A 25135-nucleotide genomic window follows, 5' to 3' on the forward strand; every position below is an offset into this window, starting at 1 on the left:
ATGAAAACTAAATTTTTTATAATTATGATGCTAGTCATCGCTGGCGCATTCACCTCATGCACCGATGACTTAGTTGAACTGAATATCAATCCGAACCAACCAGAGGTTGTTCCAACCGCTAATATATTTTCAAGCGCAACGAAACAATTTACTGATTTTTCAAGAAGTGGATTTAATGAAGGTCGTCTTACGTTGCCATGGATGCAATATTGGGGACAAACTGCTTATGCCGATGAAGATAGATTTCTTTATCGAGAAACTACTGCTGAGTCAATTTACAACAACACGTACTTGACGATGACAGATTTCAAAGCAATATTGGATCTAAATACAAATGAAGAAACAAGAGGAGATGCAGCAGCATCAGGAAATAATGACAATCAAATTGCTGCTTCACGCATCATGTTATCTTATATGTTTTATGAGTTGACAAATTTCTTTGGAGATGTACCTTATTACTCTTATGGATCTGATAATGAAACTTTCCAAGCTGCACAATTAGATGCTGGTAACTTTACACCGGTGTTTGCTGCTCAACAAGATATCTACACAGATATCCTTAAAGAGCTTAGAGAATCTGCAGATATGATTAATGAAGATGAACTTGTATTCACTAACGGTGATAACATTTTCAATGGAGATGCGACAAAATGGAAAAAGTTTGCGAACTCACTTATCTTAAGAGTTGCTACGACTATCAAAGGTGTTGACGCTGGTGCATACCAAACAGCTTTTGACGCAGCAATTGCTAGCGGAGTAATGACATCAAATGATGATAATGCTTCACAAGCTTATGACACTGCAGATGCAAATGCATCTCCATTATGGGGAGCATTTCTTACAAGAACTGACTTTGCGGTAGCCGCTCCTTTTGTTGAACTACTTAAAGGTGAAAGAGGAAACTTTGATCAAGATCCAAGATTATTTCAAATGGCAGTGCCAATTTCTGTTGACATTGAAGATGTAAAATCTGGTACTGCTGCAGTAACTATGGACTATGATGACTATTTAGGAGTACCATATGCATTCAGAAATACTAACTTTCTAGATAGAACTACATATTCATATCCAAGTAGTAATGTAATTAAACCAGATTATCGCGAGATACTAATGGAATATGCCGAGGTACAGTTCTTAATTTCTGAAAGAAATGGTTTCGCACAAGCAAACTATGAGAATGGAGTTACAGCAAGTATGGAAAAATGGGGAGTTCCTGCGGCAGACATCGCTACTTTTGTAGGTAACTTACCAGCGGCTAATCAAGCCAACGTATTAAATCAAAAATATATTGCTTTATATATGCAAGGACATCAAGCTTACACTGAATATAGAAGAACAGGTTTTCCTGATATTCTAGTTCAAGTAGACGAAACTGTTGCATTAGCTCAAGAACAGATTGATGGACTTGCTCCAGAAAACAGAGTTGAAAGCTATGTATTTGAAGCTGGTCCTGTTGACCCTTCAGTATCTGACTTACCTTTTAGACTAAGATACCCACAAGTATTACAAACTCTAAACGGAGCAAATAGAGATGCTGCGGCAGCTAACTTATCAAATGGTGATTTAATAATCAGTAAACTATTTTGGGACGTTAACTAAACATTTCTTATTAATATCTAAAAAGCCACTCATGTCATGAGTGGCTTTTTTTTATTTATAAATCCCGTTTCAAAAACCATAATTCATGGTAAGAATTACACAATGCAAGCATGTTAAAAACATATCGAATTTTCACATTTTTTTCAATTTTGTTAACAATTCAATATTAAAACCTACACATCTGTATTTGAGATAGTTACACAACAAAACCTTAAGAGACTCTTAATAAATATCACGATTACAATCATTTAAAATCTAATTTCCGTTAAAGAAATATTAATTTTTATATATAAAATGTTATTTTAGCCATGGCTAATTCAAATAATTTATAAAAATGAAAACAAAGTTTAGTGGAATTTTAACGCTATTACTAGCGTTTGTAGTGCAAGTTTCCTTTGCACAGACAACAGTTTCCGGAACTGTTACCGAAGAAAATGGTCCTTTGCCTGGTGCAAATGTCATTATTAAGGGAACATCAACCGGAACCCAAACAGATTTTGATGGTAACTACTCAATTCAAGCAAGTGCAACAGATGTACTTGTTTTTAGTTTTGTAGGTTTTACTACAAAAGAAGTTACAGTAGGTGGTCAAACAACTATTAATATAGGTTTGGCTGCAGACAATGCACTTGAAGAAGTAATTGTAACTGCACAAGGTATTAAAAGAGAAAAGAAAGCTCTTGGATATGCAGTTACTTCGATTTCAAGTGAGGAAATTGAAAACAAACCTGTAGGTGATGTAGGAAGACTACTCCAAGGTAAAGCACCAGGTGTACGTATTACATCTACTGGAGGTGTAGCTGGATCAGGAACAAACATTATAATTAGAGGTTATTCATCAATTGGTGGAAGTAATCAACCACTTTTTATCGTTGATGGAGTACCTTTCTCATCTGACACTAACCAGTCAGGGAGTTTTATAACAAGTTCAAATACAGCTTCAAGATTTGGAGATTTAGATCCAAATAATATTGAAAGCATGAGTGTTCTAAAGGGACTATCTGCTACCGCACTGTATGGTGAAGAGGGTAAAAATGGTGTAATTCTTATTACCACTAAGAGTGGGGCTAATCGCAAGAACAAAACAGAAGTTACGGTTTCTTCTTCATTATTCTTTAATGAAATTAGACTTCCAGATTACCAAAACACTTATGGTGGTGGATTCTTTCAGGATTACGGACCTTTCTTCTCAAACTGGGGATCGGCTTTTTCTAGCCAAGAGACAATACCTAATGCATTCTTAGGAGCTTTTCAAAACATTGATCGTTTTGATGGTGTATTGCCATCGGAAGTTTTTCCAGGTCGTACTGATTTAGATGCAACGAGTGTAGAATACAGACCTTATGACAGTCAAGAGCAATTTTTTAGAACTGGGGTAATTAGCAATACTTCTATTAACCTGGCAGGATCTTCAATGTCTAAGGATGGAAGAGCTTCAAATTTCAGCTTAAATTACTCTCACCTTGAAGATCAGTCATTCGTACCAGGGAACACAGTAAGACGAAATAACTTTAGTTTAGGTGGAGCTGCAGAATTGAGTAACAATTTCTCAATATCAGGTAAACTATCTTACGCTAAGTTTGATAAGACTTCTCCAATGACAGATGCTTCATTTGGTAGTGATGTATTTGGTGCGGGAATCGCATCTATCTGGAATGTTCTTTACATACCAAGATCTGTAGATTTATTTGGATCTCCATCATCACTTCCTGATACTGGTGAGTCTATTTGGTACCGTGCAGGTAACGATAGAACTAATCCATTATGGGTTGTTGATAATACAAGAGATAACAACTTAACCAATCGTTTATTTGGTAACACAAACGTTACTTACAAATTTACAGATGATATTAGTTTAACTTACCGTTATGGTTTAGATTACTATGCAGAAGATCAATTTAGAGCTATCAATGCAGGTGCAAACGATGGTGCAAGACCTTTTGGATATTTAAGCACGATTACAAATCAAAACACTATTCATGATCATTCTGTTTTATTCAACTTAGATAAAGACATTATTGAGGATGATTTACGTTTAACTTTTACAGGTGCATTAAACCTAAGAAGAAACGAGTTTAGTCAAGTATCAGTTCAAAGTGATAGACAATTAGCAAATGCTTTTGGATTATTTAGACATAGTGTATTTGAAAACAGACTAGCGTCAAGTGGGAACTTCACATCAGAAGAAAACAACAACGCAGTTTATGGTAATGCTACATTAGATTATGGTAACTGGGCATTCTTAAATCTTTCTGCTCGTAATGACTGGTCTTCTGTGTTTGAAGAAGCAAACAGATCTGTATTTTCTTACGGAGGAAGTATGTCTATAGACGTAACTGGCGCTATTCCGTCAATCAAAAATACATTTGTTGATTATCTTAAGGTTCGTGCTGGTTATGGACAAGCTCCAGGATTTGCATCACCTTATAGCACACGTCCAAACTTAGGAATCAATAGTCAAGCATTTAATCTTGGTGGTAATAACATCGCTACAAACAATGTTCAGAACTTCTTACCTAATCCAGATTTAAAGCCAGAGCTTTCAAAAGAATTTGAAGTTGGTATGGAGGCAAGACTTTTCAACAACAGAGTTAGTTTTGATTTCACATACTACAATAAAGATACTGAAGACCAAATTATCAACAGACCTTTACCTGCTGAAAGTGGATTTACATCATTTGCTGATAACTTCGGTAACGTGAATAATAAAGGTATAGAATTAGGGTTTAGAGTAGTTCCTGTAAAAAGCGAAAACTTTGTATGGAGCATTGATGGAAATTACAATGTGAATGAAAATATTGTAACAGACACAGACGGACAAACAGTTCAAATTGCTGGATTTGGTGATGACTTAGGAAACTATGCAATCGAAGATCAAGCTTTCGGTATTATTCAAGGTTCAAGAGTTGCTAGAGATGAAAATGGTAACCTACTTGTTGATGACACAGGATTTTATGTAACTGATAGTAATATTGGAGTAATTGCAGATCCTAATCCAGACTGGACAATGAGTTTAGTAAACGGTTTCAGATACAAAAACTGGAATTTAACTGCTCAAATTGAATATCAACACGGAGGAGACATGTTTTTAAGAACTGTAAACACTCTAGCTGCTCGTGGTTTAACAACTGATACCGATTTTGACAGAACACAAACTTTTATTCTAAACGGAGTAAATCAGAACACTGGACAACCTAATACGGTTCAACTTGCTCCTACAGAGGCGTATTTTGACAACTATGGTTTTGGTGCTGATGAATTTAACGTTTATGATGTTACTAACATCCGCTTAAGAGAACTTGCTGTTGGATATAGCTTCCCTGCAGAACTTCTAGAAAACACTCCATTTGGATCTCTTTCTATTACAGCTCAAGGTTACAACCTTTTTGTTGAAGCAGTGAACACTCCTAAAGGCGTTAATTTTGATCCAGACGTAAACTCTGTTGGAGTTGGTAATGGATTCGGATTTGACTTCCTAACTTCTTGGAATTCTAGAAGATATGGAGCAAGTGTTAAGGTAACTTTTTAAAAAAAATTAAACATGAAACTAAGAACAAAAATAGGATTTGGTTTAGTGGCCGCACTTGGTTTATTTTCCTCTTGTGAAACTACTGAGCTTGAAGGCTTGCTGGATAATCCCAACCAGCTAAGACCAGAACAGATTAATCTTGCCTCAGGTATTGATGGTCTACAATTTCAAATGAACAATGTATTTAGAAGCACATCAGCTGTTGCAGCAGATGCCACACGTTTATCATGGATGTTTGGTACTACATATCAAAATGCATTTAGCCCTGGTTCAGGGGGAGGAGCGTGGAATGCTGCTTATGCAGGAATTCTTTTAGACTCAAACGTGATCATTCCACAATTAGTAGAGCTCGATGCCGCTTATGAAGAAGGAATGGTACGTACTATAAAAGCGTATGCATTGATGACGTTAGTTGACTTCTGGGGAGATGTACCTTTTGATGAGGCTGCCTTAGGTCTTGAAAACTTCAACCCTGCCCTTACACCTGGTGATCAAGTTTATGCTGCAGCGTTAGCAGAATTAGATCTTGCAATTGCGGCATTTGATAGAGATCTAGATCCAGATATCACTACAGGAAGTATTGTAGGAGGAGATATTCCTTTAAACTTATTTTTTGCTGGTGACGATATCGGATCGCAAACAAATAAGAGTGAAAACTGGAAAAAGTTTGCTACTACGTTACAATTTAAATATCATTTAAATCTTGGTAATGTTACAGAGCTAAATGCTCTTATTGCTAGTGGGGATTTAATAGAAGATATAGAGGACAGCGTTGCACTTCAGTATGGGACGAGTACCAATCCAGAATCAAGAAACCCAGTTTATGTTGCCGAGTATGGTGACGATACTCCTGGAGATTATATTTCAAACAGTTTGATGTACAGAATGGTAGACATCAATGATCAGTATTTCGGAGAAGATCCACGTGCTGCTCATTATTTCTATCGTCAAACTACTGAATTCCCTACAGGGATTACCAATCCATCTATAGGAGATGCATTACCTTGTTTTGATGATCCTTCACCATATGCTCCAGAATTCGTATTCTGTGCGTTTGATTTAACTGATGATAATCCAGCGGCTTATTGGGGACGTGATCACGGAGATTCTGGAGGTATACCACCAGACAATAATTTAAGATCAACTTACGGTTCATACCCTATTGGAGGAAATGTTGATACTGGCGACGGTGGTGGAGTTGGTGATGGCGATGGTATAAACGGAGAAGGAATATCTCCTTTATTAATGGCTTGGCAAGTTGACATGATGAGAGCAGAGGCGGCACTTCGTCTAGGTACTGCAGATCTTGCTGCAAACGTATTACTTCAAAGAGCTATTGAAAAATCAGTATCTTTTGTTACTGCATTTGATAGAGATTTAGCTACAGATGATAATGGAGTAGCTTTTGCTTCAAATGTGATAGCAGATTTTGACGCTGCAGGTTCTGTAGATGATCAACTTCAAATATTAGGAACTCAGTTTTGGATTTCTTGTTATCAAAGTGGAAATGAGTTTTACAACTTTTACCGTAGAACTGGATTCCCTAATAACTTACAACCACACCTTCAACTTGGTGGCGCAGGAGATTTCCCTAGATCGTTATTTTACGTAGGAGGAACTGCAAACTTAAATTTATCTGTACAACAAAAACCAGACTTAAATCAGTCAGTTTTCTGGGCAGACTCATCAATACCTTTAAACTAGTATTATTATGAAAAAGATTAAATTTTTATCTCTTTTTGTTTGTGCACTGGCTTTTTTGACAGCGTGTGAAGATGAAGACAAAAGACTTCTTCCATTTGGTGAGCCAGGTGCGGTAGAGGGACGAGCAGGAGTTTTTGTAACTGCAGATATTACTACAGCAGTTATAGATGGTAACGATGTACCTAACGGAGTATTTGCCTTCACAGTAGGTGCACCTAATAACAATGTTGCCTCTTTTGATATCATAGCGCAACGTAGAACTCCAGCTCCTTCAAGCGAGCAGAGTGAGTTTGCACTTATCCAAACAGTCACTACATTTCCATCAGATATTGTAATTACAACAGGAGATTTAGCTAGCGCTTTTGGATTAACTGTTGATGAACTTGGTCTGGGTGATACATTTGTATTTAGAAATGTAGCTACTGGTACACAAGGTGAAATTGTTGAATTTGACGATTTAGATGCTGATTTGCAATCTGAGGGTGGTCAAATGCAAGGATTTGGATTATCAACACTTATTGTATGTCCATTACCAGATGGTTTTGCTACAGGTGATTATGCTGTTGAAACTACGATTGGTGGTATCTTTGGAGATATTTTTCTTCCACAGACTGTAACGTTAAGTTCAGAGTCAGTCTATCAGAGAAGCTTTGAAGCTAATTATCTTGAACAATTTGGAATTGGTCAACCTGATATGACTTTTACTATAAACTTCCTATGTGGTGTACAAACCGGACGTGATGGTATGGGTACCAATTTAGGATGTGCCGGTGGAGGACTAAGACTTAACTCGTCTGCAAATGCATTACCATACTCTGAAGATGATGATACATCTTTCGTAATCAACTTCACAGAAGATAGTGTAGGTTGTGGTGGAGTTCCTGCAGGAGAAGTACAAATTACTTTAACGAAATTATAAAACATATTGTGTAGGAGGTATTTAAAAATCTCTCCTACACTTTACTTAACTCATTAATATGAAAGCAAATTTTAAGAATATACTCCTTATGAGTGGTTTCGCTGCTTCTTTACTTACCTCTTGTTATAATGACGAGGGAGATGTTAAAGTACTTGAAAACAGCGCAACTGACGTAGTTATAGAGGCTACCATTTCATCTACAAGGGACTTTACAGCTCCAGGTGATTTAATTCCTTTTACAGTTATGTTTAGTCAATCTGTAGATAGTTTATCGTCTGTAGGTATAGAAGCAAGAGCCGATGATACTTCATTTATAAACACTTATTTTGACCTTCCCGCTGGAGCTACTTCGCTTTCAGGAACAGTATTTACTCCTGGAGGAAACGGATTTTCAGCAAGCGGAATAGGTTCTATAAATGACCTTATCGACCTAGAAGTTATTGGATTAGACAGTAATATTGAAGGACAACAAATTTTAGTTAACTCTAACGATGTTCAACTTGACGTATTTGATAGACTTCCTGAGGCAAACTTTGATGCCGCGACTGTTTTGTTTGACTGGACTAATCCAGATGCTAACGATCTTGATTTGGTGATTTTTGGTGATGGTGGAGCTTTAACAGGTTTTACTGGAGATAGATACGAAGAACTTGTACTTTCAAGCGATTTTCCTGATGGAGATTACACTGTACAATTGCAATTCTTCTTTGCTAACGACACTCCTATAGACTACAATGTATTCATCAGATTAGAAGATGGTGCTACTGTAGAGTTTAATGGTCAACAAACGTTTACAGATGCGGAAGTTGCGGCTGGAGCAGTTAACTTTGCTACTATTACAAAAGTAAGCGATGCAGATGGTAATCCTTCTTTCACGGTTGCTTATCTATAAGATAACTATTATTATAATTAAAAAGGGCTACCTTTGTCGAAAGACATGGTAGCCCTTTTCTTTTACAAAATTCTTATGAAAAAAATATACAACTACATCTTTCCTGTTGTCATAATGCTAGTTTTGATATCTTGTGGAAACAATGATGATGATTCTAACAGTGAAGTTCCGTTTGATTGCGGATCATCATTAAGTCAGATTGAAGCAGCTGATGCTGCATATACAGCAGATGCATCTATGTTTAACTGTAGAAGATTAAGAAATCTACTTGCAGATTATGTAGAAAGCGATTGTCCTGCAAATCCTCAATATGAACAACAAATACAACAATTAGACTGCGATGGTGGAATCAACTAAAAAAGACCTACAAATCTTTGGTACTCGTGCCATCATAGAAGCTATACAAGCTGGTAAAGAAATAGATAAAGTTTTTCTTCAAAAAGGACTTCATAATCCTTTGTTGAGTGAACTCAATACACTCATCAAAAAAAATGGTGTACAGACTTCTCATGTACCTATTGAAAAACTTAACAAACTAACGCAACAAAACCACCAAGGAGCAATTGCCGTAGTAAGCGCAATCTCATTTTATGATTTTGAAGAACTTGTAAATGCTGTTGTAGAAACTGAAGCTGCTCCCCTATTTATATTATTAGATCAATTATCTGATGTAAGAAATTTTGGTGCCATCATACGTACTGCAGAGTGTACAGGTGTTCACGGTATTATTATTCCTAAAAAAGGAGGTGCACCGGTAAATGGTGTGGCTATAAAAACCTCGGCAGGAGCTGCATTTAATATTCCTATTGCAAAGGTTGACCACATCAAAGATGCTATTTATTACCTACAAGGATCTGGTGTACAAGTAGTGGCTGCGACTGAAAAAACTGAAACTACTTTATTTGAAACAGACTTTACACCACCTACGGCTATAGTAATGGGGCGTGAAGACAGTGGGGTATCCCCTGGCGTTCTCAAAATTGTAGACAAACAGGCAAAACTCCCTCTTAAGGGCTCTATTGCTTCATTAAATGTTTCGGTAGCCTGTGGTGCCTTTCTTTATGAAATAGTTAGACAACGCTCATAAGTCACCTTTTTCAGGTGTTTTGCGTTCCTTATACTCATAACTTATCACTATACTTTCGGCTTCCTCATCTTGTTCAATTTCTGGAGGTAGCTCAAAAAAGTTTCCGTTTTCATCAAACTGCTGCATGAATGGATCTTGTTCTGAAGCATAATCTGATTTTTCCCAATTGTATGTGAGTGGTTTTGGTACGCTTTCGCGAAAGCATAACGCAACCAATCCTCCAGCTATAAATCCAGATAAATGTCCTTCCCAAGATATAGTCTCACTAGTGGGTAGCGTTCCCCATATGAGACTACCGTATAGAAAGACAACTATTAAGGAAAGTGCAATAAGCCGAAAATGCTTTGCTAGAATCCCTTTAAAAAAGAGAAAAGAAACTAGCGCATATATAACGCCGCTCATACCTATGTGATAGGAAACTCTTCCAATCATCCAAGTACCTGCACCGCTTAAGAGTATTAGAAGCGCCAAAACACGCCAAGATATTTTCCTATAAAAATAAAACAAGGCGGCACTAAGTACAAGTAATGGCACGGTGTTGTGCCATAAGTGTTTAATTCCAGAATGAATAAATGGTGAGAAAATCACACCTCTTATTCCCGATACAGTACGCGGTTTAACACCCCATCTTGTGAAGTCTAAGCCGAACTTTATTTCTACCCAAAATATAATCCACATCACGAGCACAAACAACAATGGGTACACTAATACCCCGTTATAAAACTTAAAATAATCTGCTTCTTTGTTCATAATAATGTGGTTATCTCTTTAACTACAAATTAACGCCCACAGATGAAGTAGATGTAATATTGTCACGAAAGACCTCATCAAAATAGCTATTTTTGTAACATGAATACACCTCTTGCAGAAAGGTTACGCCCTAAAAAATTAGAAGATTACCTCAGCCAGCAGCACCTTGTAGGTCCTAATGGATCATTACAGCAGGCATTAAAAGCAGGTATTATTCCGTCGCTTATTTTATGGGGGCCTCCAGGCATAGGAAAGACAACCCTCGCTACTATTATCTCTGAAGAGTCTAACAGACCTTTCTACACATTGAGCGCAATAAACAGTGGCGTAAAAGATATACGCGACGTTATTGACAAGGCAAAACAAAGTGGGGGACTTTTTACTCAGAAAAATCCTATTCTTTTTATAGACGAGATTCATAGATTTTCAAAATCTCAACAAGATTCTCTATTAGGCGCAGTAGAGCGTGGTTGGGTTACCCTAATAGGTGCTACTACAGAAAATCCAAGTTTTGAGGTTATTCCCGCACTGCTATCCCGTTGTCAAGTGTATATTCTAAAACCTTTTGACAAGAAGGATTTAGAATTATTACTTAATAGAGCAATTACAGAAGATAGCATTCTCAAGAAGAAAGATATCACACTTAAAGAAACGGAAGCACTACTATTCTTAAGTGGTGGAGATGCTCGTAAACTGCTCAATATATTTGAACTTATAGTAACTACAGAGCCTCAAAAGGAGGTAATTGTTACTAATGATATGGTCCAATCTAAAGTGCAACAGAATATTGTACGTTATGACAAGACTGGAGAGCAGCATTACGACATAATTTCTGCTTTTATAAAATCAATACGAGGAAGTGATCCTAATGCGGCAGTTTATTGGCTTGCCCGTATGATAGAAGGTGGAGAAGATGTTAAATTTATTGCTCGCCGTCTTATTATTGCAGCTTCTGAAGATATTGGTAATGCAAATCCTACAGCACTGGTAATTGCTAATAATTGTTTTCAAGCAGTAACTACAATCGGGTATCCAGAAGCACGAATTATACTCAGTCAGTGCGTGACTTACCTTGCCACCTCACCAAAAAGTAATGCCTCATACCTTGCAATTGGAAAAGCGCAACAGCTAGTAAAACAAACAGGAGACCTATCTGTGCCACTCCCGTTACGTAATGCTCCTACCAAGTTAATGAAAGAAATAGGGTATGGTGATGATTATAAATACTCACATGACTTCCCAGGTAGTTTTGTAAAGCAAGAATTTATGCCACCCGAAATAAGTGGCACCAGGTTTTACGAACCTACTAATAATGCCCGCGAAAAATCTTTACGCGAAAGCTTAAAAGAAAAATGGGGCTCTAAATATGGATATTAAAATTATCCTACTTCTTTATAAAGATCATTTCAATAGGATCTGCAATACCTTTTATAATACGTTCTACAATAAGGCGTCCTTCCTTTAAATACCCCTTACCACTAAATTGCGTTGTTTTCACTTGAAAAGGTGCATCTACATTTACATTAGTCACCTCACCTATTTTTTGAGAATTTTCAAAAAACTGAATAGATGAACCAGCGGTTAGTGCCTCATAAGCACCATCTGTACTTACATAAGATTGTACCGCTAACACAGCTTTTTCGGTAAGTGACTCATTACCTACTTGCTCTTGACTAGAAGCAGTAGACTTAACTATATTCTCTACCTTAGGTGTATTATCTACTGTAGGTCTCTCAACTTTTTCTGTGATAGTAGGTTTTTCTTCAACCACCACAGTGTTATTTTCATGATACGCATAATTAAGCTCTTCAATAGATTCAAAAGCCCTTCTCAATGCTTCATGATAACTTTTCTTATACTCTTTAAGCTTACTAGAACCTTCTTCTGAAATAAAGACTACAGCATCATTACAATCTAATAATTTCACTTGCAATTTGGTTCTAAGCATTCCTGAAGATTCTGTAACATCAGCATAGAGTACATTACAACCATTACGCGTATAATCTAAAGGGAGGTCATCACTTTTTGTGACATAAGCCTTAAAACCGTACTTATTGAAAAGAAATGTAGTTAAGCTATTCATTTGATATTGATCTTTTTCATTTAAAAAATCAAATTTCTCAGGCACAATAACGTACTTGTAATCATTAACAGATTGAGATATTAATGAAGACCCTATAAACACAGTAAATAATAAGCTAAGTAATAATTTCATTTTGGGATTATTTGTTATTGAACACTAATTGCATTCCAAGCTGCAAACTAGCGCCTCTAGCTTTTGCTAGATTTGTATATTCTAATAAATTATCTGCAGCAAGATAAAGATTAAATTTATCAATTTTTGCACTCATTAGAAGTCCTATGTTTCTACTCGAACGTTTGTCATAAGTATATGTAACTCGCGATAGCAACTTATTGCCCCACTGTTTTTCATAGTAACCCATTAAGGCTGTTTGAAAACCTCTAGGCCTTTTTATGCTATATAAATGAGCACCTACTCTATTGTTGTAAATTCTTTTTGACTGGGACCTACAGTTGCACCCCTCTCCCCTATCCTCTCCAAAGGAATATTGTATAGAGCCATTTATTTTTAAGGGACGCCAACTTGTATAGGGATTAGACAGGCTGTCTTCAAGGATAACCGCATCCTCAAACTCATCTTCTAGCTCTTGCCAGTATGAAGTTGTCTCGACTCCTTGTATAGAACCTGGAAATTCAAGCTCAATACCACTCGTGTCGTAATCTCCTGTCGCACTAAAATTTCTCACATCTCCTTTATGTTTTATAAAACCAATATCTATAAGACTTCCTGTAACTGTCCATTGATCATTGAGAAAGTGTGTAAATCCTATGTCTAGCCCCATTCCAATGTTGTCACTTAAGAAAGCATTACTAGCAATTTCACCAACATCAGTAGACTCCTCATCATCAAATAATGATGCAATTCCAGATGTATTAACTCCTAATTTTGCGTTACGAAGTTGATGACTATAAAAATTAGGACCTTCCGGCGTACTTCTAGTGACAAAGGTTCCAGTGTTATCTATGCTATTTACATTTGCTACGCTCATGTAAACTTTAGCTCTTATTCCTAATTGCCAAAAGTCATTTACTTTTTTCTGTAATCCAAAGTGATAAACAGAGAGTGACTCTGCTGTAAACGAAAGATCAGAAAAGTTAAACGCTCTATCAATATAGTCTGCATTACCTCTGTAGGCTAGCACTGCGATGTCTTTAGGAAAATAGATAAGTGCATCTATCTCATGATACAAACCTCCAGAGTAATAAATCTCAGACTTTCTTGATCTCCAACCAAAAGATAAAATCTCTAGCTGCTGATTTAAACTAAAATAATCCTTATTATCAAGCTCAGCAATGGCAATATCGATAGAGGTATTAATATCACGATCTGACCTAAAGAGGTCATAAGCACTTACTCCAGATGAGCCTCCCTCAACAGAAAATCCTGATAAAAGTGGTATGCCTATATGCTTATCAAAATTAATAACACTAGCAGGATTACTTAGTAGTGACTGAGCTAACTCTTGCACATTATACAGAAGTTGTCTGTTTTGTGCAGATAAAGTACTTAGTGATACTAGAAAGATTATAATAGCTAGTACGCGCATATTAAAGGTCTGAAAGTTCTAATGAATAGATTGCTTTACTCTGCAGGGTTAAAACTCCCTCATTCACAACTCCATTTGTGAATAACGTCACTTCATTTACAAGCTGTATGGAATTCCTAATAGCCTCTATATCCTCTTCAGAAAGTATCACTTGATACCTTGTAGTAGCTACCTCCCCATTTTGTGATGCGCTTATAGGAAAGTTTACTTCATATTGAATGGCTCCAGTATTGTCTAAAAACAAAGATCTATTTATAAGAGCACTATCAAATGTATTATCAGAACGATATGTGAGCTCTATTTCTTTTAAATTTTCTTGAACCACATTATCATCAAGAAACTCGAGTCTAGTTGTATCTCTGACAACTAACTGAGCAGTATTAGTATTTGCAGTTTCAAAATCTGAAGCACTGATTGTAAAGAAAACAAGATCTGCATCAATTCTTGGAGTAAGAACGACCTCATTAATACGATCAAGATCTATATCGCTTACACATGAAGCTACTACTAATAGCTGAAGCACTAATACCACAACAAAATTTACCCGTCTATAAAAACCCATATATGATACGTATTGTGTCTTGAAAGATTAAAACGGTAGTTACTCATTTATTATTGCTATAAATGATCTCTAAGCTGTATGATACTCTTGACTTCTTTTATTCCTTGCGGTAATGCTAGTTTGTGGTAATTAAAGCAGATAGCATCCATCCCTACATTTATAGCACCCACTATATCTGCTTCATAAGTATCACCTATCATAATACTAGTACTGGCGGCTGCTCCTGCTTTTTCCATAGCTACATGAAAAATTTTAGGATTTGGCTTTTTTACATTGGCAGACTCGCTAGTGGTCATGGTTTTAAAATAAGGTGCCAGACCTGACTTTTCCATTTTAGTAGTTTGCACCTCCTGAAAGCCATTTGTAATAATATGCATCTTATAATTAGGCGCTAGATAATCTAGTAGTTCTATGGTACCATCAAATAGAAAATTATTCTCTGGTAAGTGATTGACGTAATCATCAGAGAGTCTATCAATAATATCATCTGTTACAGAGATACCCATTTTATCAAAAGTCTTTTTGAACCTTCCATAGCGCAGCTGTGCTTTGGTAATGCGCTCTTCACGATACCATTTCCATTGCTGGAAATTTATAGGACTATAAACTTCTAAGAACTCGTCGTAATTAATAGAAAGATTGTTGATTTCAAAAATTTTGGCGAAAGCCAAACCACTATTACGGTCAAAATCCCATAAGGTGTGATCTAGGTCAAAAAAAATATCTGTAATGTTAGCCATCTGCTAGTAAGTGTCTAAAGAGTTTTTTACTGTAAATATCATCAAAGGAATCATTAGAAAAAGAGATTCTAAATACTCCTCCTATGTTTTTAAGGCCATCTTGTAATTCTTTGAGAAGTACAAAATCTATGGTGTGATTTTTATAATTTATGATGGCGTCAGACTGCATACATACTGGATTTATCACTAATGGCGTCTGTATCTCATAATCGAGATCGTAATACAAGAATGATTGTGATGTACCTGCTCTAAAGCCTATAATCCCATCGTAACCCATGGTAAAATCTTCTTGAATCTCTTGGTCCAATGCATCACGATATACGTGGGGTAAATTCAGTTTAAAATTTGAGATATGTATACTGCGCAATGGTCTGTGCTCTATTTCTTCTAGACGTTTACGTTCTAAACCTAAAGAAATCTTGTCACGTGCTGCCTGTGGTGAAACCAGCAAACCTACTTTGCAATAGTCTCCCACCATTTTTATGGTGCTTTGAAAACTGCGCTTAGAATGCTTTATATTCTTCCCATCCTTACCATAATCTCCTACTTGAAAAAACACCTGAAAGAGACACTTCTCATTTTTCTGAACATTTGTAAGCCACCCAAAGGTGTCATAAGGATCTTTGCGAGCGCCTACTAACACCTGGGTTCGTTTTAAAATTTCGCGCAAGCGTAATTTACTAATATCTCGCATATATCCTCCCAGCATGCGCAACACACCTAGCTTCCTATATTTGAAAGCCTGAGGCACCGTAACCATCATATGTGTATGATAGATGCTGTCCTTTAACTCAATTGCCGGAAAACTATTTACTAGTACCGCTGCAAAGCGATGTATCCAGATATCAATGACTGGCTGCTGTAAAAAACCATGTATTCCCGCCAGACTCTCTGAGGCAGGAAAGCGTCCTAACTCATCTTTTACATGAGGTAAATACTCTTCGTACCTACTTAACAAGTAAAATGTGGCTGCAAAAATATCATAAGGAATCTCTGTAGTGGCTTCTCTTATTTGGAAAAAGCACGGAACTCCATCCCAGTCTTGCACACTTACATCCATAGAGAGCACTCCTTGATCAAAGAGCAAGTCTGTACTTCTTATGTGAAGTTCGTTACCTAATTTTTTATTGGTATATGAAAGTTTAGGTCCCTCGTGAGCAATAAAAGCTTCTAGCTTACTAGTGAACTGCACTGGCACCCCAAGAATACGTGTACATATATGCTTGAATGTATATGAAACACGAGGTGTAATTTTATGCGTATAAACGAGTAACATGAGGCGGGCAGTGATTATAGAATGCCGTCATCGGCAAAGCTAAAATACTGCTTTTCGGTCACAATGATATGGTCTAAGACTTGGATATCTAGACTCTGTGCAGCCGTTTTAAGTTTGGCTGTAAGTAGCTTATCTGCCTGTGAAGGTTTAAGTGTTCCAGAAGGGTGATTATGTCCTAAAATCATTCCTACAGCACTGAGCTCAATAGCTGTTTTCATCACTAACCTTACATCTACTAGCGTTCCCGTGAGTCCGCCTTTACTCACTTGCTCTTTGCGTAGTACCTTGTTTGAATTATTTAAAAAAAGCACCCAGAATTCCTCATGCCCTAGCTCTCCTATTATTGGTTGCAAAATCTGATAAGCATCTTTTGAGGAAGATATACGCTTTCGCGAAAGCGTCTCTCCACCACTTCTCCTTCTCCCTAGTTCTAGAGCAGCAGCAATAGTAACTGCCTTTGCCTCTCCTATTCCCTTAAATTTCATTAAATCTTTTACCGAAAATTTACCCAGCTCCGAAAGATTATTCTCGGCCTGTGAGAGAATGCGTTTACTTAGTGCGACTGCGCTTTCTTCTCTAGAACCAGAACTTATCAAAATAGCGATTAACTCTGCATCAGATAACACAGATCTTCCTTTAATCATTAGTTTTTCCCGTGGCCTATCATCTTCAGACCAATTTTTTATAGAAATATAGGAAGCTGCGTCTGTGGATGTTTTTATAGCCATAAGCCTTAAATATAAGGCTTTAGTCTGAATATCTGCATCTTAGCAAAAAATCGGGGTAAATTAAATTACAAGTACTACGTTTACAAAAAGGACACGTGATATTACAGCTGCACTATATTATTTACAAGCTGTTTTCCAATTTGAGAACATGAAGAATGAGAAAATGCTACATTTACAATTCATTATAAAAAGCGACAAATGTCTGAAATCATCACTTCCATTTTCTTCATTTTTGCAGTGATCGACCCTATAGGATCTATCCCTGTATATCTAGAGGCTACAAAAGAATTTGATTTACGTCACAAAAAGAAAATTGCTATTAGAGCTTCTGTGATAGCATTTTTAATACTCTTATTTTTTATTGTGATAGGGCAACTCATTCTTGAGGGTATGTCTGTTTCCTTAAATGCCTTCCAAATCTCTGGAGGTGTAATACTATTTCTATTTGCGCTGACTATGATTTTTGGCGATGGCAAACCAGAAGAAGAAAAGAGTAAAATAACAGATTATAAACACGTGACCATTTTCCCTATTGCTATACCATCTATTGCTTCACCTGGAGCAATTATGGCAGTGGTTTTAATGACAGATAATCACATTTACTCCATACAAGAGCAGTTTATAGCTACAGCGCTCGTGCTATTTGTGATAGGACTTACTTGCTTGATTTTACTTGGAGCAAATAAACTTCAAGAACGCATAGGCAACTATGGGATTACAGTTATTAGTAAAATAATGGGACTCATCTTAGCCGCATATGCTGTACAAAGTATCTTGAGCGGCATAAGCGCTTATTTTGGAACCGCTACGGCTTAAAGTTTAATTAGAGTACCTCACAATAACCATCATTATGTTTTTAATAGATAAGCCATTTGCTTCAGATTTTCTTATTGCAACTATAAAGGAAAATAACTACCCCATTATTGCAACTCCAGTTGCGATGTCTATCATACAAGATGACACACTTAACTGGATTGATGAGCAGGATGCTATAACTGTCTATAACGATAATCCAGAGACAACGCTATACTCAAATTCAGAAAACGCGCTGGTATGGATAGAACAGCACCTGGGAGATAGCCAGCTTGCTCGACAAATAAATATTTTAAAGGACAAAGTCCTGTTCAGAGAACTTACAAAAAGCTTGTTTCCAGACTTTTATTTCCAAAAGCTTTCTCTAACAGATGTGCATCTTCTAGATGCCGAAACATTGAAATTTCCTTTTGTTATAAAACCTAGTGTTGGCTTTTTCAGTATAGGCGTTCATATTATTCAAGATCAACATGATTGGGAACAGGCAAAGAAAGAGCTACACCCAGAGAAGCTCAAAAGCATCTTTCCTAAAAATGTACTGGACACCACGTATTTCATTATTGAAGAATTTATTCAAGGAGAAGAATTTGCTATAGATTACTATCACAATGCAAATGGTGAGGTTGTAATCTTAAACATTTTACACCACCTATTCTCTTCTGGAAAAGACACTAGCGATCGCGTTTATTGCACCTCAAAAGATATTATCACCACACATAGTACTGCCATACATGAATTTCTAAACGCATTAGGACAAGAATTACAACTCAAGAATTTTCCAGCACATGCAGAGATACGCATCGATGCATCTGGAAAAATCACCCCTATTGAGGTTAATCCGCTGCGTTTTGGAGGATTTTGTACTACGGGTGACTCACTTGGTGTTACTGTAGATTTTAATTCTTATGTATGCTTTCGCGAAAGCAAAAAACCTAACTGGGACCAGATATTTAAAGGCAAGGAAGACAAAGTCTTTAGCATTATCATACTAGATAATAGCACGGGTATCCCTGCCGAAAACATCAAAAGTTTTGACTACAAAAAGATAGCTACAAAGTTTGAAAAACCAGTATTAGTAAGACCACTAGATATACATAGCTATCCTGTATTTGGATTTATTTTTACAGAGACAAATCCTGATAATGAGGGCGAACTCACAGATATCTTAACTTCTGATTTAAAGGAATACGTGACTACATAATCTCAACAAGGTTTCTTGAATTTTATAATAAGCCTAACACTTTCTATTCGCTAGGCGTAAATAGCCGTACTATCTTTGTAAGGTTAAAGAAGTACCAAATATTATAAAACTCATATCATGAATAAAACAATACTATCGCTGCTTGTTGTATTTTCTATTATAAGCTGCAAGAACACTACAGAAATAAAAGAAGCACAAAAAACTCAAGAAAGCCCAGTAATCACTGAAGTAGCTTCATTTACAGGACAGCAGGTTACAGGCGTTACGGTAAGTAATGAAGGTAGAATATTTGCTAATTTCCCAAGATGGAGAAAAGGTGTTGAAAACTCTGTAGTTGAAGTATTAGAAAATAATGAGTCGGCTGCATTCCCTAACGAACAGTGGAATACATGGGAAGATGGAAAAGAAGTTAATGATTCGCTTTTTGTAGCGGTACAATCTGTAGTCGCTTTCAATAATGATTTATATGTAGTGGATACTCGTAATCCATTGTTTGGTGGTGTGATTGACAACCCAAAAATCTTTGTATTTGACTTAACTACAAACTCATTAAAACGCACCTACACTATTACAGAAAGTAGCATCCATAAAGACTCATACATAAACGATGTGCGCATAGATGCAAAAAACAATAAGGCTTACTTTACAGACTCTGGACATGCAGGACTTGTAATTTTAGATCTTGAGTCTGGCGAATCTAAAAGAGTGCTTAATGAGCACACCTCAACACAAGCTGAAGTAAGCCAACTTACATTTCCTGATGGCAGTACTTGGGAGAACAAAGTACATTCTGATGGTATTGCATTAGATGTAAATAATGACATTTTATATTACCACGCACTAAGCGGTTATAGCTTATATGCTATCCCAACTTCAACACTTATTAATGGCACACAAGAAGATATAGAAAATAGCGTGTCTCTAGTTAAGAAAACAAGTGCACCAGACGGGATGATACTTGATGATGCTAGCAACCTTTACTTCGCGGACTTAGAGAATAATAAGGTGATGAAAATGGATACTAACACTAAAGAAGTATCTACACTTATTGAAGGTAACCAAGTGCGCTGGGCAGACACCTTTAGTATTTACAAAGGTGATTTATACTACACCAACTCTAGAATTAATGAAATTACAGGTCCTCTAGGAGACATGAAATTTACTATTAATAAAGTGAGTATTGATTAAATAAAAGCTCTTCAATTTCACGCATTAAAAAACCGCTTTATCCTTTAAGATAAAGCGGTTTTTCTATTTAAACAATTTACATATTCTTAATAAGCATCATCATGTACAAAAGCAACCGCTCTACCTGATGGATCATTCATGTTTTTAAAAGCTTCATCCCATTCTAGTGCTGTGGGTGTACTACAAGCTACACTTGGCACAGACGGCACACAGCGTGCTGCAGCATCACTTGGAAAGTGCTCTTCAAAAATAGTACGGTAGTAAAACTCTTCTTTGTTTTGAGGCGTATGGATAGGGAATCTATGATGAGCGTTTTCCATTTGAGTAGCACTCACAGCTTCATCTACTACTTCCTTAAGACTATCAATCCATGAATAACCTACACCGTCTGAGAACTGCTCTTTCTGTCTCCAGGCTACACTCTCTGGTAAATACTTTTCAAAGGCTTTACGCAAGATCCACTTTTCCATCTTACGCTCCTTAGTAATCATTTTATCTTGAGGGTTAAGACGCATAGCCACATCCATAAATTCTTTATCTAAGAAAGGAACACGCCCTTCTATTCCCCAGGCTGCAAGTGATTTATTTGCACGTAGACAGTCATACATGTGTAACTTATCTAGTTTACGCACAGTCTCCTCATGAAACTCTTTTGCATTTGGTGCTTTATGGAAGTATAGATATCCTCCAAAAATCTCATCTGCCCCTTCTCCTGAAAGTACCATTTTTACTCCCATAGATTTAATCACACGTGCCATTAAGTACATAGGCGTACTCGCTCTTATGGTGGTGATATCGTACGTTTCTAGATGATAGATTACATCTCGTATAGCATCTAGTCCTTCTTGTATCGTAAACTCAATAGGGTGATGTACCGTACCTATATGATCTGCCACTACCTGAGCGGCTGCTAGATCTGGAGAACCTTTAAGTCCTATACTAAAAGAGTGTAGCTGTGGCCACCAAGCAGCTTGCTCATCGCCAGATTCTATACGCTTTTCTGCATATAGCTTTGCAACTGCACTCGTGATTGACGAGTCTAGACCTCCGGAAAGTAATACCCCATAAGGCACATCACTCATAAGTTGGCGCTTTATAGATGCCGCAAGTGCATCGTGCAACTCTTCTATACTTGACTCGTTATCTTTTACGTTATCATATTCCATCCAGTCACGAGAGTACCAGCGTGTAAGCTCTCCTGTTACACTAGAGTAATAATGTCCTGGAGGAAATAATTCTATCTTAGAACAAACACCTTCTAGTGCCTTTAACTCAGAAGCTACATAAAAAGTCCCGTGCTGATCCCATCCCATATAGAGTGGAATAATTCCCATGTGATCACGGGCTACAAAATATTCATCTTTGGCTACGTCATATAACGCAAAGCCAAAAATCCCGTTGAGCTTGTCACAAAAGTCATGACCGTGTTCTTTATAAAGTGCGAGTATGATCTCACAATCTGATGCTGTTTGAAACTCGTAATCTCCAGTTAAGGTCTCACGTAATTCCTTATGGTTATATATCTCCCCATTTGCCGCAAGTACTAGACTCTTATCTTTTGAAAATAACGGTTGCTTTCCAGAAGCTGGATCTACTATAGACAGACGTTCGTGTGTCATGATGGCTTTATCATTATTAAAAACCCCATTCCAATCCGGTCCTCTGTGGCGGATTTTTTTTGACATTTCTAATAATTGAGGACGTAAATCTTCGGCTTTCTCCTTGAGATCAAAGGCACATACAATTCCACACATGATTTTATATATTTATTGTTATTGATAAGCCAAATATGCAATTATACTTCCTTTAATAAAACGATTACATCAATTACAGTTACATATTATAACTATATATCCATTGAACGTATTAATATGAAGGTATACGCTTTCGCGAAAGCGTACTTCTAAAACATTTTGAAAGTTTTAGCACTTTTGTAAGACTTACAGCATAACTTTGAAGGAGCCTTGAGAGCTATTTCAAGACTAATTAACTCTTAAACACAATTACTATTATGAAAAAGTTTTTTATGACTGCTATGGTGGCACTAGCATTTGTTGCTGCACCATCTGTAACTGCACAAGATTTTAATGTAGATAAAAGCCCAATGGATCAAGCGGCTTTTCCATCTAATTACAAAGAATCAAATAAGCTAGTAAAAGTAACATATAGCCGCCCTCAACTTAAAGAGCGTGAGCTTTCTAAACTTGCTCCAGACGGTAAAGTATGGAGACTAGGTGCAAATGAAGCAGCAGAGATTACTCTTTACAAGGATATGAAACTAGGAACGACGCCAGTAAAAGCAGGAACGTACACAATGTATGCAATGCCTAATGGTGCTGAGTGGACCATCATTTTAAGCTCTGATCTGAATGTATGGGGATCTTACTTTTACAAAGAAGCAAATGATGTAGCTCGTATCACGGTTCCAGTAACACAAGCAGATGAGTCTATTGAGTATTTTGGAATGGAATTCACACCTGTAGATCAAGGAGCTCACCTTCACATGGCGTGGGGTAATGCTCGTGTAGAAGTACCTTTCTACAACTAAGCATAAGCTTTAGGCTTTAGGCTTTAGGATAAGAAACAGAAAACTGGATTCTCAAGAATGAGAATCCAGTTTTTTTATGTGTTAGAATGTGTATTTAGTTCTCTATTCTTCAAAATCTCCTCTTAACCATCTTGCAACTTTAAGCTCCCACTGTACTTCTTTCATATGGTCAATCGAGTGGTTTGTTTCTTTATCAAATAATTGCTGAGTAGCGACACGCTCTTCCTCTACTTCTTTATAAAGCATTTTTATTTCTTCAAGACTATTTGATGTAAACGTAAACGCGGCTACTTTATCTTCAAGCTTACGTGCATACACTTCTGTAATATTAAAATGTGTTTGCTCATGAGCCAGAAGATGCTTACTCTTTTCTTGATGTCGCACCCATGAGTACTCCGGATAGAAATGAGCCGTGACTGTAAGACTTTCTTTGTCTATATAACCATCACCATTAGAAGCATATCCCTGACTAAGACCCGTGCTAGAACTAGCAGCCCATCGCTCTAAAGAATCTGGTGTTCCCTTAAAATCTGACCATTGCAACACGCGCTGGCTATGCCAAGCAAGTCGCTCTGGAGCATCAGAGACAGACACTAAGGCTATTGCAAATAGTATGATAAATACTCTACTCAATGTTATTAGGTTTTTTGTTTTTTCTTGCGTGCTGCTGGAAACAGTACATTATTTAAAATCAAACGATAACCAGGTGAGTTAGGATGCAGTTCTAACTCTGTCTTAGGATCACCTACTCTGTGCTGGTAATCTTCTGGATCGTGACCTCCATAAAAAGTAAAGAATCCTTTCCCTTTAATCCCATGAATATATCTCGCTTCACCATTAGTAAGGTTTTCACCCATTACTAACACGTTAGACTTGATAGTCTCTGGATCATAACTGGTAGTCTGTCCCATAAAGCCTTTTACAAGTGCAGTATGATTTTGACAAAGCATCGTAGGAATAGGATCCCATTTTGCACTATAATCTTTTAAGGTAAAATAATCTGTTTGAAAAGGAATCTTACGCTTGCGCGTCATATCAATAGACGAAAACTCGTACGTAGTAGGAGAACGCTCTAGGGTATAGTTTTTAAAAGCAAACGTTTTCTGAAAATCTATTTTTGAAGTATATCCTGGTTCGCTTGGATCTCCGTCAAACATTGGTTCGCAAATATCTACTCCCTCGGTAGAGAGGGCAATATCAAAACTATCTGTTGCACTACACATAGCAAACATAAAGCCTCCACCCACAACATAGTCTCGTATTTTAAGAGCTACATCGCCTTTTTCCTTTGAGACTTTATTATAACCTAGTTTGGTAGCAAGTGCTTCGGCTGCTTTTTTCTCTTCTATATACCAAGGCGAGGCTCGGTAAGAGCCATAAAATTTTCCAAATTGCCCCGTAAAATCTTCGTGATGTAAGTGTAACCAATCATATAAAATAAGCTGATCACTTAGTACTTCTGTATCGTAAATAGTAGTATAAGGAATCTCTGCATAGGTAAGCACCATTGTTACAGCATCATCCCAAGGCACTTTGCTGTCTGGTGTGTACACGGCAATTTTAGGCGCTTTTTCTAGCACGACAGCTTCCATATTTTGAGAAGGACTCGCAATCTCTGTAAGAATTTGTTCCGTTTGTGAGTCTGATAATACTTCATAAGATACACCACGTATCGTACACTCGCGGCGTACCTCTTCGGTATCTGGCAGCAAGAAAGAGCCGCCTCTATAGTTAAGTAACCACTTTACTTTTTGGTTCTTATCAAGTGACCAGTACGTAATTCCATATGCTTTAAGATGCTCCCTTTGAGTCTCTATATCCATAGGGATAAGGATATATGACGCTTTCGCGAAAGCGAAATTCAATATCAAAAAGGATAATATAAGTAGTTTCTTCATTGTCAATTTTATAACGTTGAAATTACGGAATTGTTATGACAATAAGGGTGCCAGAAAACACCCTAACGGTAT

General features: G+C 37.0%; 22 protein-coding genes. 12 read left to right on the forward strand and 10 right to left on the reverse strand.

Going from position 1 to position 25135, the window contains the following annotated elements; genetic code table 11:
- The 7 genes from ACJJVW_RS03740 to rlmB all read left to right on the forward strand — a co-directional run bounded on the left by ACJJVW_RS03740 (position 1) and on the right by rlmB (position 9730).
- Positions 1 to 1599 (forward strand): SusD/RagB family nutrient-binding outer membrane lipoprotein, encoded by a 1599-nt coding sequence (locus tag ACJJVW_RS03740; RefSeq protein ID WP_298328911.1) that lies wholly within the window; start codon positions 1 to 3, stop codon positions 1597 to 1599.
- Positions 1600 to 1933: 334 nt separating this feature from the next.
- Positions 1934 to 5128 carry a SusC/RagA family TonB-linked outer membrane protein gene (locus ACJJVW_RS03745; protein WP_298328914.1) on the forward strand — a complete coding sequence of 1065 codons (3195 nt, stop codon included), beginning with the start codon at positions 1934 to 1936 and terminating at the stop codon, positions 5126 to 5128.
- A gap of 12 nt (positions 5129 to 5140) precedes the next feature.
- Positions 5141 to 6832, forward strand: a complete 1692-nt coding sequence (locus ACJJVW_RS03750; protein WP_298328919.1) for a SusD/RagB family nutrient-binding outer membrane lipoprotein — start codon at positions 5141 to 5143, stop codon at positions 6830 to 6832.
- A 7-nt stretch (positions 6833 to 6839) separates the two neighbouring features.
- Complete coding sequence (locus ACJJVW_RS03755; RefSeq protein WP_298328922.1) at positions 6840 to 7751, forward strand: hypothetical protein; 912 nt, start codon at positions 6840 to 6842, stop codon at positions 7749 to 7751.
- 58 nt (positions 7752 to 7809) lie between these two features.
- Positions 7810 to 8643 carry a hypothetical protein gene (locus ACJJVW_RS03760; RefSeq protein ID WP_298328925.1) on the forward strand — a complete coding sequence of 278 codons (834 nt, stop codon included), beginning with the start codon at positions 7810 to 7812 and terminating at the stop codon, positions 8641 to 8643.
- 75 nt (positions 8644 to 8718) lie between these two features.
- On the forward strand, positions 8719 to 9000 hold the full coding sequence (locus ACJJVW_RS03765) for a hypothetical protein (RefSeq protein ID WP_298328928.1): 282 nt from the start codon (positions 8719 to 8721) through the stop codon (positions 8998 to 9000).
- Complete coding sequence (rlmB, locus tag ACJJVW_RS03770) at positions 8984 to 9730, forward strand: 23S rRNA (guanosine(2251)-2'-O)-methyltransferase RlmB (RefSeq protein ID WP_405250790.1); 747 nt, start codon at positions 8984 to 8986, stop codon at positions 9728 to 9730. The genes ACJJVW_RS03765 and rlmB overlap by 17 nt, the downstream gene beginning before the upstream one ends.
- Here the strand turns inward: rlmB and ACJJVW_RS03775 are convergent.
- Positions 9725 to 10480: a rhomboid family intramembrane serine protease gene (locus tag ACJJVW_RS03775; protein WP_405250791.1), complete on the reverse strand. Its 756-nt coding sequence runs from the start codon at positions 10478 to 10480 to the stop codon at positions 9725 to 9727. The two genes, rlmB and ACJJVW_RS03775, sit on opposite strands and share 6 nt — an antisense overlap.
- A 99-nt stretch (positions 10481 to 10579) precedes the next feature.
- Here ACJJVW_RS03775 and ACJJVW_RS03780 point away from each other — a divergent pair, with 99 nt between their 5' ends.
- Positions 10580 to 11857, forward strand: a complete 1278-nt coding sequence (locus ACJJVW_RS03780) for a replication-associated recombination protein A (protein ID WP_405250792.1) — start codon at positions 10580 to 10582, stop codon at positions 11855 to 11857.
- Between the two features lie 7 nt (positions 11858 to 11864).
- Here the strand turns inward: ACJJVW_RS03780 and ACJJVW_RS03785 are convergent, their stop codons facing one another.
- From ACJJVW_RS03785 to radC, 6 genes are all read right to left on the reverse strand, one after another.
- Entirely contained in the window at positions 11865 to 12695 is an 831-nt protein-coding gene (locus tag ACJJVW_RS03785; RefSeq protein WP_405250793.1) for a hypothetical protein, read from the reverse strand.
- A gap of 7 nt (positions 12696 to 12702) precedes the next feature.
- Complete coding sequence (locus tag ACJJVW_RS03790; protein ID WP_405250794.1) at positions 12703 to 14109, reverse strand: DUF5723 family protein; 1407 nt, start codon at positions 14107 to 14109, stop codon at positions 12703 to 12705.
- Between the two features lies 1 nt (position 14110).
- The gene (locus tag ACJJVW_RS03795; protein ID WP_405250795.1) at positions 14111 to 14632 is read right to left on the reverse strand and encodes a hypothetical protein; all 522 of its coding nucleotides are present in this window, start codon (positions 14630 to 14632) and stop codon (positions 14111 to 14113) included.
- Between the two features lie 95 nt (positions 14633 to 14727).
- Positions 14728 to 15411, reverse strand: a complete 684-nt coding sequence (locus ACJJVW_RS03800; protein WP_405250796.1) for a YjjG family noncanonical pyrimidine nucleotidase — start codon at positions 15409 to 15411, stop codon at positions 14728 to 14730.
- Positions 15404 to 16687 carry a polysaccharide deacetylase family protein gene (locus ACJJVW_RS03805; protein ID WP_405250797.1) on the reverse strand — a complete coding sequence of 428 codons (1284 nt, stop codon included), beginning with the start codon at positions 16685 to 16687 and terminating at the stop codon, positions 15404 to 15406. Before ACJJVW_RS03805 ends, ACJJVW_RS03800 begins: the two co-directional genes overlap by 8 nt.
- Positions 16688 to 16701: 14 nt before the next feature.
- On the reverse strand, positions 16702 to 17415 hold the full coding sequence (gene radC, locus ACJJVW_RS03810) for a DNA repair protein RadC (protein WP_013751299.1): 714 nt from the start codon (positions 17413 to 17415) through the stop codon (positions 16702 to 16704).
- Between the two features lie 198 nt (positions 17416 to 17613).
- On the opposite strand from radC, the gene ACJJVW_RS03815 reads away from it, so the two are divergent.
- From ACJJVW_RS03815 to ACJJVW_RS03825, 3 genes are all read left to right on the forward strand, one after another.
- Entirely contained in the window at positions 17614 to 18231 is a 618-nt protein-coding gene (locus tag ACJJVW_RS03815; RefSeq protein ID WP_108876891.1) for a MarC family protein, read from the forward strand.
- A 34-nt stretch (positions 18232 to 18265) separates the two neighbouring features.
- Positions 18266 to 19429: an ATP-grasp domain-containing protein gene (locus ACJJVW_RS03820; RefSeq protein WP_405250798.1), complete on the forward strand. Its 1164-nt coding sequence runs from the start codon at positions 18266 to 18268 to the stop codon at positions 19427 to 19429.
- Between the two features lie 117 nt (positions 19430 to 19546).
- The gene (locus tag ACJJVW_RS03825) at positions 19547 to 20617 is read left to right on the forward strand and encodes an L-dopachrome tautomerase-related protein (protein ID WP_405250799.1); all 1071 of its coding nucleotides are present in this window, start codon (positions 19547 to 19549) and stop codon (positions 20615 to 20617) included.
- Positions 20618 to 20703: 86 nt separating this feature from the next.
- On the opposite strand, the gene asnB is transcribed toward ACJJVW_RS03825, so the two are convergent.
- A complete protein-coding gene (gene asnB, locus ACJJVW_RS03830; protein WP_298328973.1) occupies positions 20704 to 22371 on the reverse strand; it encodes an asparagine synthase B in 1668 nt (555 codons plus the stop codon).
- 257 nt (positions 22372 to 22628) lie between these two features.
- Between asnB and ACJJVW_RS03835 the strand changes: the two genes are divergently transcribed.
- On the forward strand, positions 22629 to 23165 hold the full coding sequence (locus ACJJVW_RS03835; RefSeq protein WP_298328976.1) for a DUF2911 domain-containing protein: 537 nt from the start codon (positions 22629 to 22631) through the stop codon (positions 23163 to 23165).
- A gap of 102 nt (positions 23166 to 23267) precedes the next feature.
- On the opposite strand, the gene ACJJVW_RS03840 is transcribed toward ACJJVW_RS03835, so the two are convergent.
- Together ACJJVW_RS03840 and ACJJVW_RS03845 are read right to left on the reverse strand one after the other, a co-directional pair.
- The gene (locus ACJJVW_RS03840) at positions 23268 to 23798 is read right to left on the reverse strand and encodes a hypothetical protein (protein ID WP_405250800.1); all 531 of its coding nucleotides are present in this window, start codon (positions 23796 to 23798) and stop codon (positions 23268 to 23270) included.
- 5 nt (positions 23799 to 23803) lie between these two features.
- On the reverse strand, positions 23804 to 25063 hold the full coding sequence (locus ACJJVW_RS03845; RefSeq protein WP_405250802.1) for an asparagine synthetase B: 1260 nt from the start codon (positions 25061 to 25063) through the stop codon (positions 23804 to 23806).
- Between the last annotated feature and the right edge of the window lie 72 nt (positions 25064 to 25135).

Origin of the sequence: Dokdonia sp. Asnod3-C12 (genome assembly GCF_045063975.1) — a bacterium.
In the GTDB taxonomy this organism is placed as follows: domain Bacteria; phylum Bacteroidota; class Bacteroidia; order Flavobacteriales; family Flavobacteriaceae; genus Dokdonia.

Coding starts and splice junctions, on each gene's coding strand:
- ACJJVW_RS03740 (WP_298328911.1), top strand. CDS start 1: ATGAAAACTAAATTTTTTATAATTATGATGCTAGTCATCGCTGGCGCA.
- ACJJVW_RS03745 (WP_298328914.1), top strand. CDS start 1,934: ATGAAAACAAAGTTTAGTGGAATTTTAACGCTATTACTAGCGTTTGTA.
- ACJJVW_RS03750 (WP_298328919.1), top strand. CDS start 5,141: ATGAAACTAAGAACAAAAATAGGATTTGGTTTAGTGGCCGCACTTGGT.
- ACJJVW_RS03755 (WP_298328922.1), top strand. CDS start 6,840: ATGAAAAAGATTAAATTTTTATCTCTTTTTGTTTGTGCACTGGCTTTT.
- ACJJVW_RS03760 (WP_298328925.1), top strand. CDS start 7,810: ATGAAAGCAAATTTTAAGAATATACTCCTTATGAGTGGTTTCGCTGCT.
- ACJJVW_RS03765 (WP_298328928.1), top strand. CDS start 8,719: ATGAAAAAAATATACAACTACATCTTTCCTGTTGTCATAATGCTAGTT.
- rlmB (WP_405250790.1), top strand. CDS start 8,984: ATGGTGGAATCAACTAAAAAAGACCTACAAATCTTTGGTACTCGTGCC.
- ACJJVW_RS03775 (WP_405250791.1), bottom strand. CDS start 10,480: ATGAACAAAGAAGCAGATTATTTTAAGTTTTATAACGGGGTATTAGTG.
- ACJJVW_RS03780 (WP_405250792.1), top strand. CDS start 10,580: ATGAATACACCTCTTGCAGAAAGGTTACGCCCTAAAAAATTAGAAGAT.
- ACJJVW_RS03785 (WP_405250793.1), bottom strand. CDS start 12,695: ATGAAATTATTACTTAGCTTATTATTTACTGTGTTTATAGGGTCTTCA.
- ACJJVW_RS03790 (WP_405250794.1), bottom strand. CDS start 14,109: ATGCGCGTACTAGCTATTATAATCTTTCTAGTATCACTAAGTACTTTA.
- ACJJVW_RS03800 (WP_405250796.1), bottom strand. CDS start 15,411: ATGGCTAACATTACAGATATTTTTTTTGACCTAGATCACACCTTATGG.
- ACJJVW_RS03805 (WP_405250797.1), bottom strand. CDS start 16,687: ATGTTACTCGTTTATACGCATAAAATTACACCTCGTGTTTCATATACA.
- radC (WP_013751299.1), bottom strand. CDS start 17,415: ATGGCTATAAAAACATCCACAGACGCAGCTTCCTATATTTCTATAAAA.
- ACJJVW_RS03815 (WP_108876891.1), top strand. CDS start 17,614: ATGTCTGAAATCATCACTTCCATTTTCTTCATTTTTGCAGTGATCGAC.
- ACJJVW_RS03820 (WP_405250798.1), top strand. CDS start 18,266: ATGTTTTTAATAGATAAGCCATTTGCTTCAGATTTTCTTATTGCAACT.
- ACJJVW_RS03825 (WP_405250799.1), top strand. CDS start 19,547: ATGAATAAAACAATACTATCGCTGCTTGTTGTATTTTCTATTATAAGC.
- asnB (WP_298328973.1), bottom strand. CDS start 22,371: ATGTGTGGAATTGTATGTGCCTTTGATCTCAAGGAGAAAGCCGAAGAT.
- ACJJVW_RS03835 (WP_298328976.1), top strand. CDS start 22,629: ATGAAAAAGTTTTTTATGACTGCTATGGTGGCACTAGCATTTGTTGCT.
- ACJJVW_RS03845 (WP_405250802.1), bottom strand. CDS start 25,063: ATGAAGAAACTACTTATATTATCCTTTTTGATATTGAATTTCGCTTTC.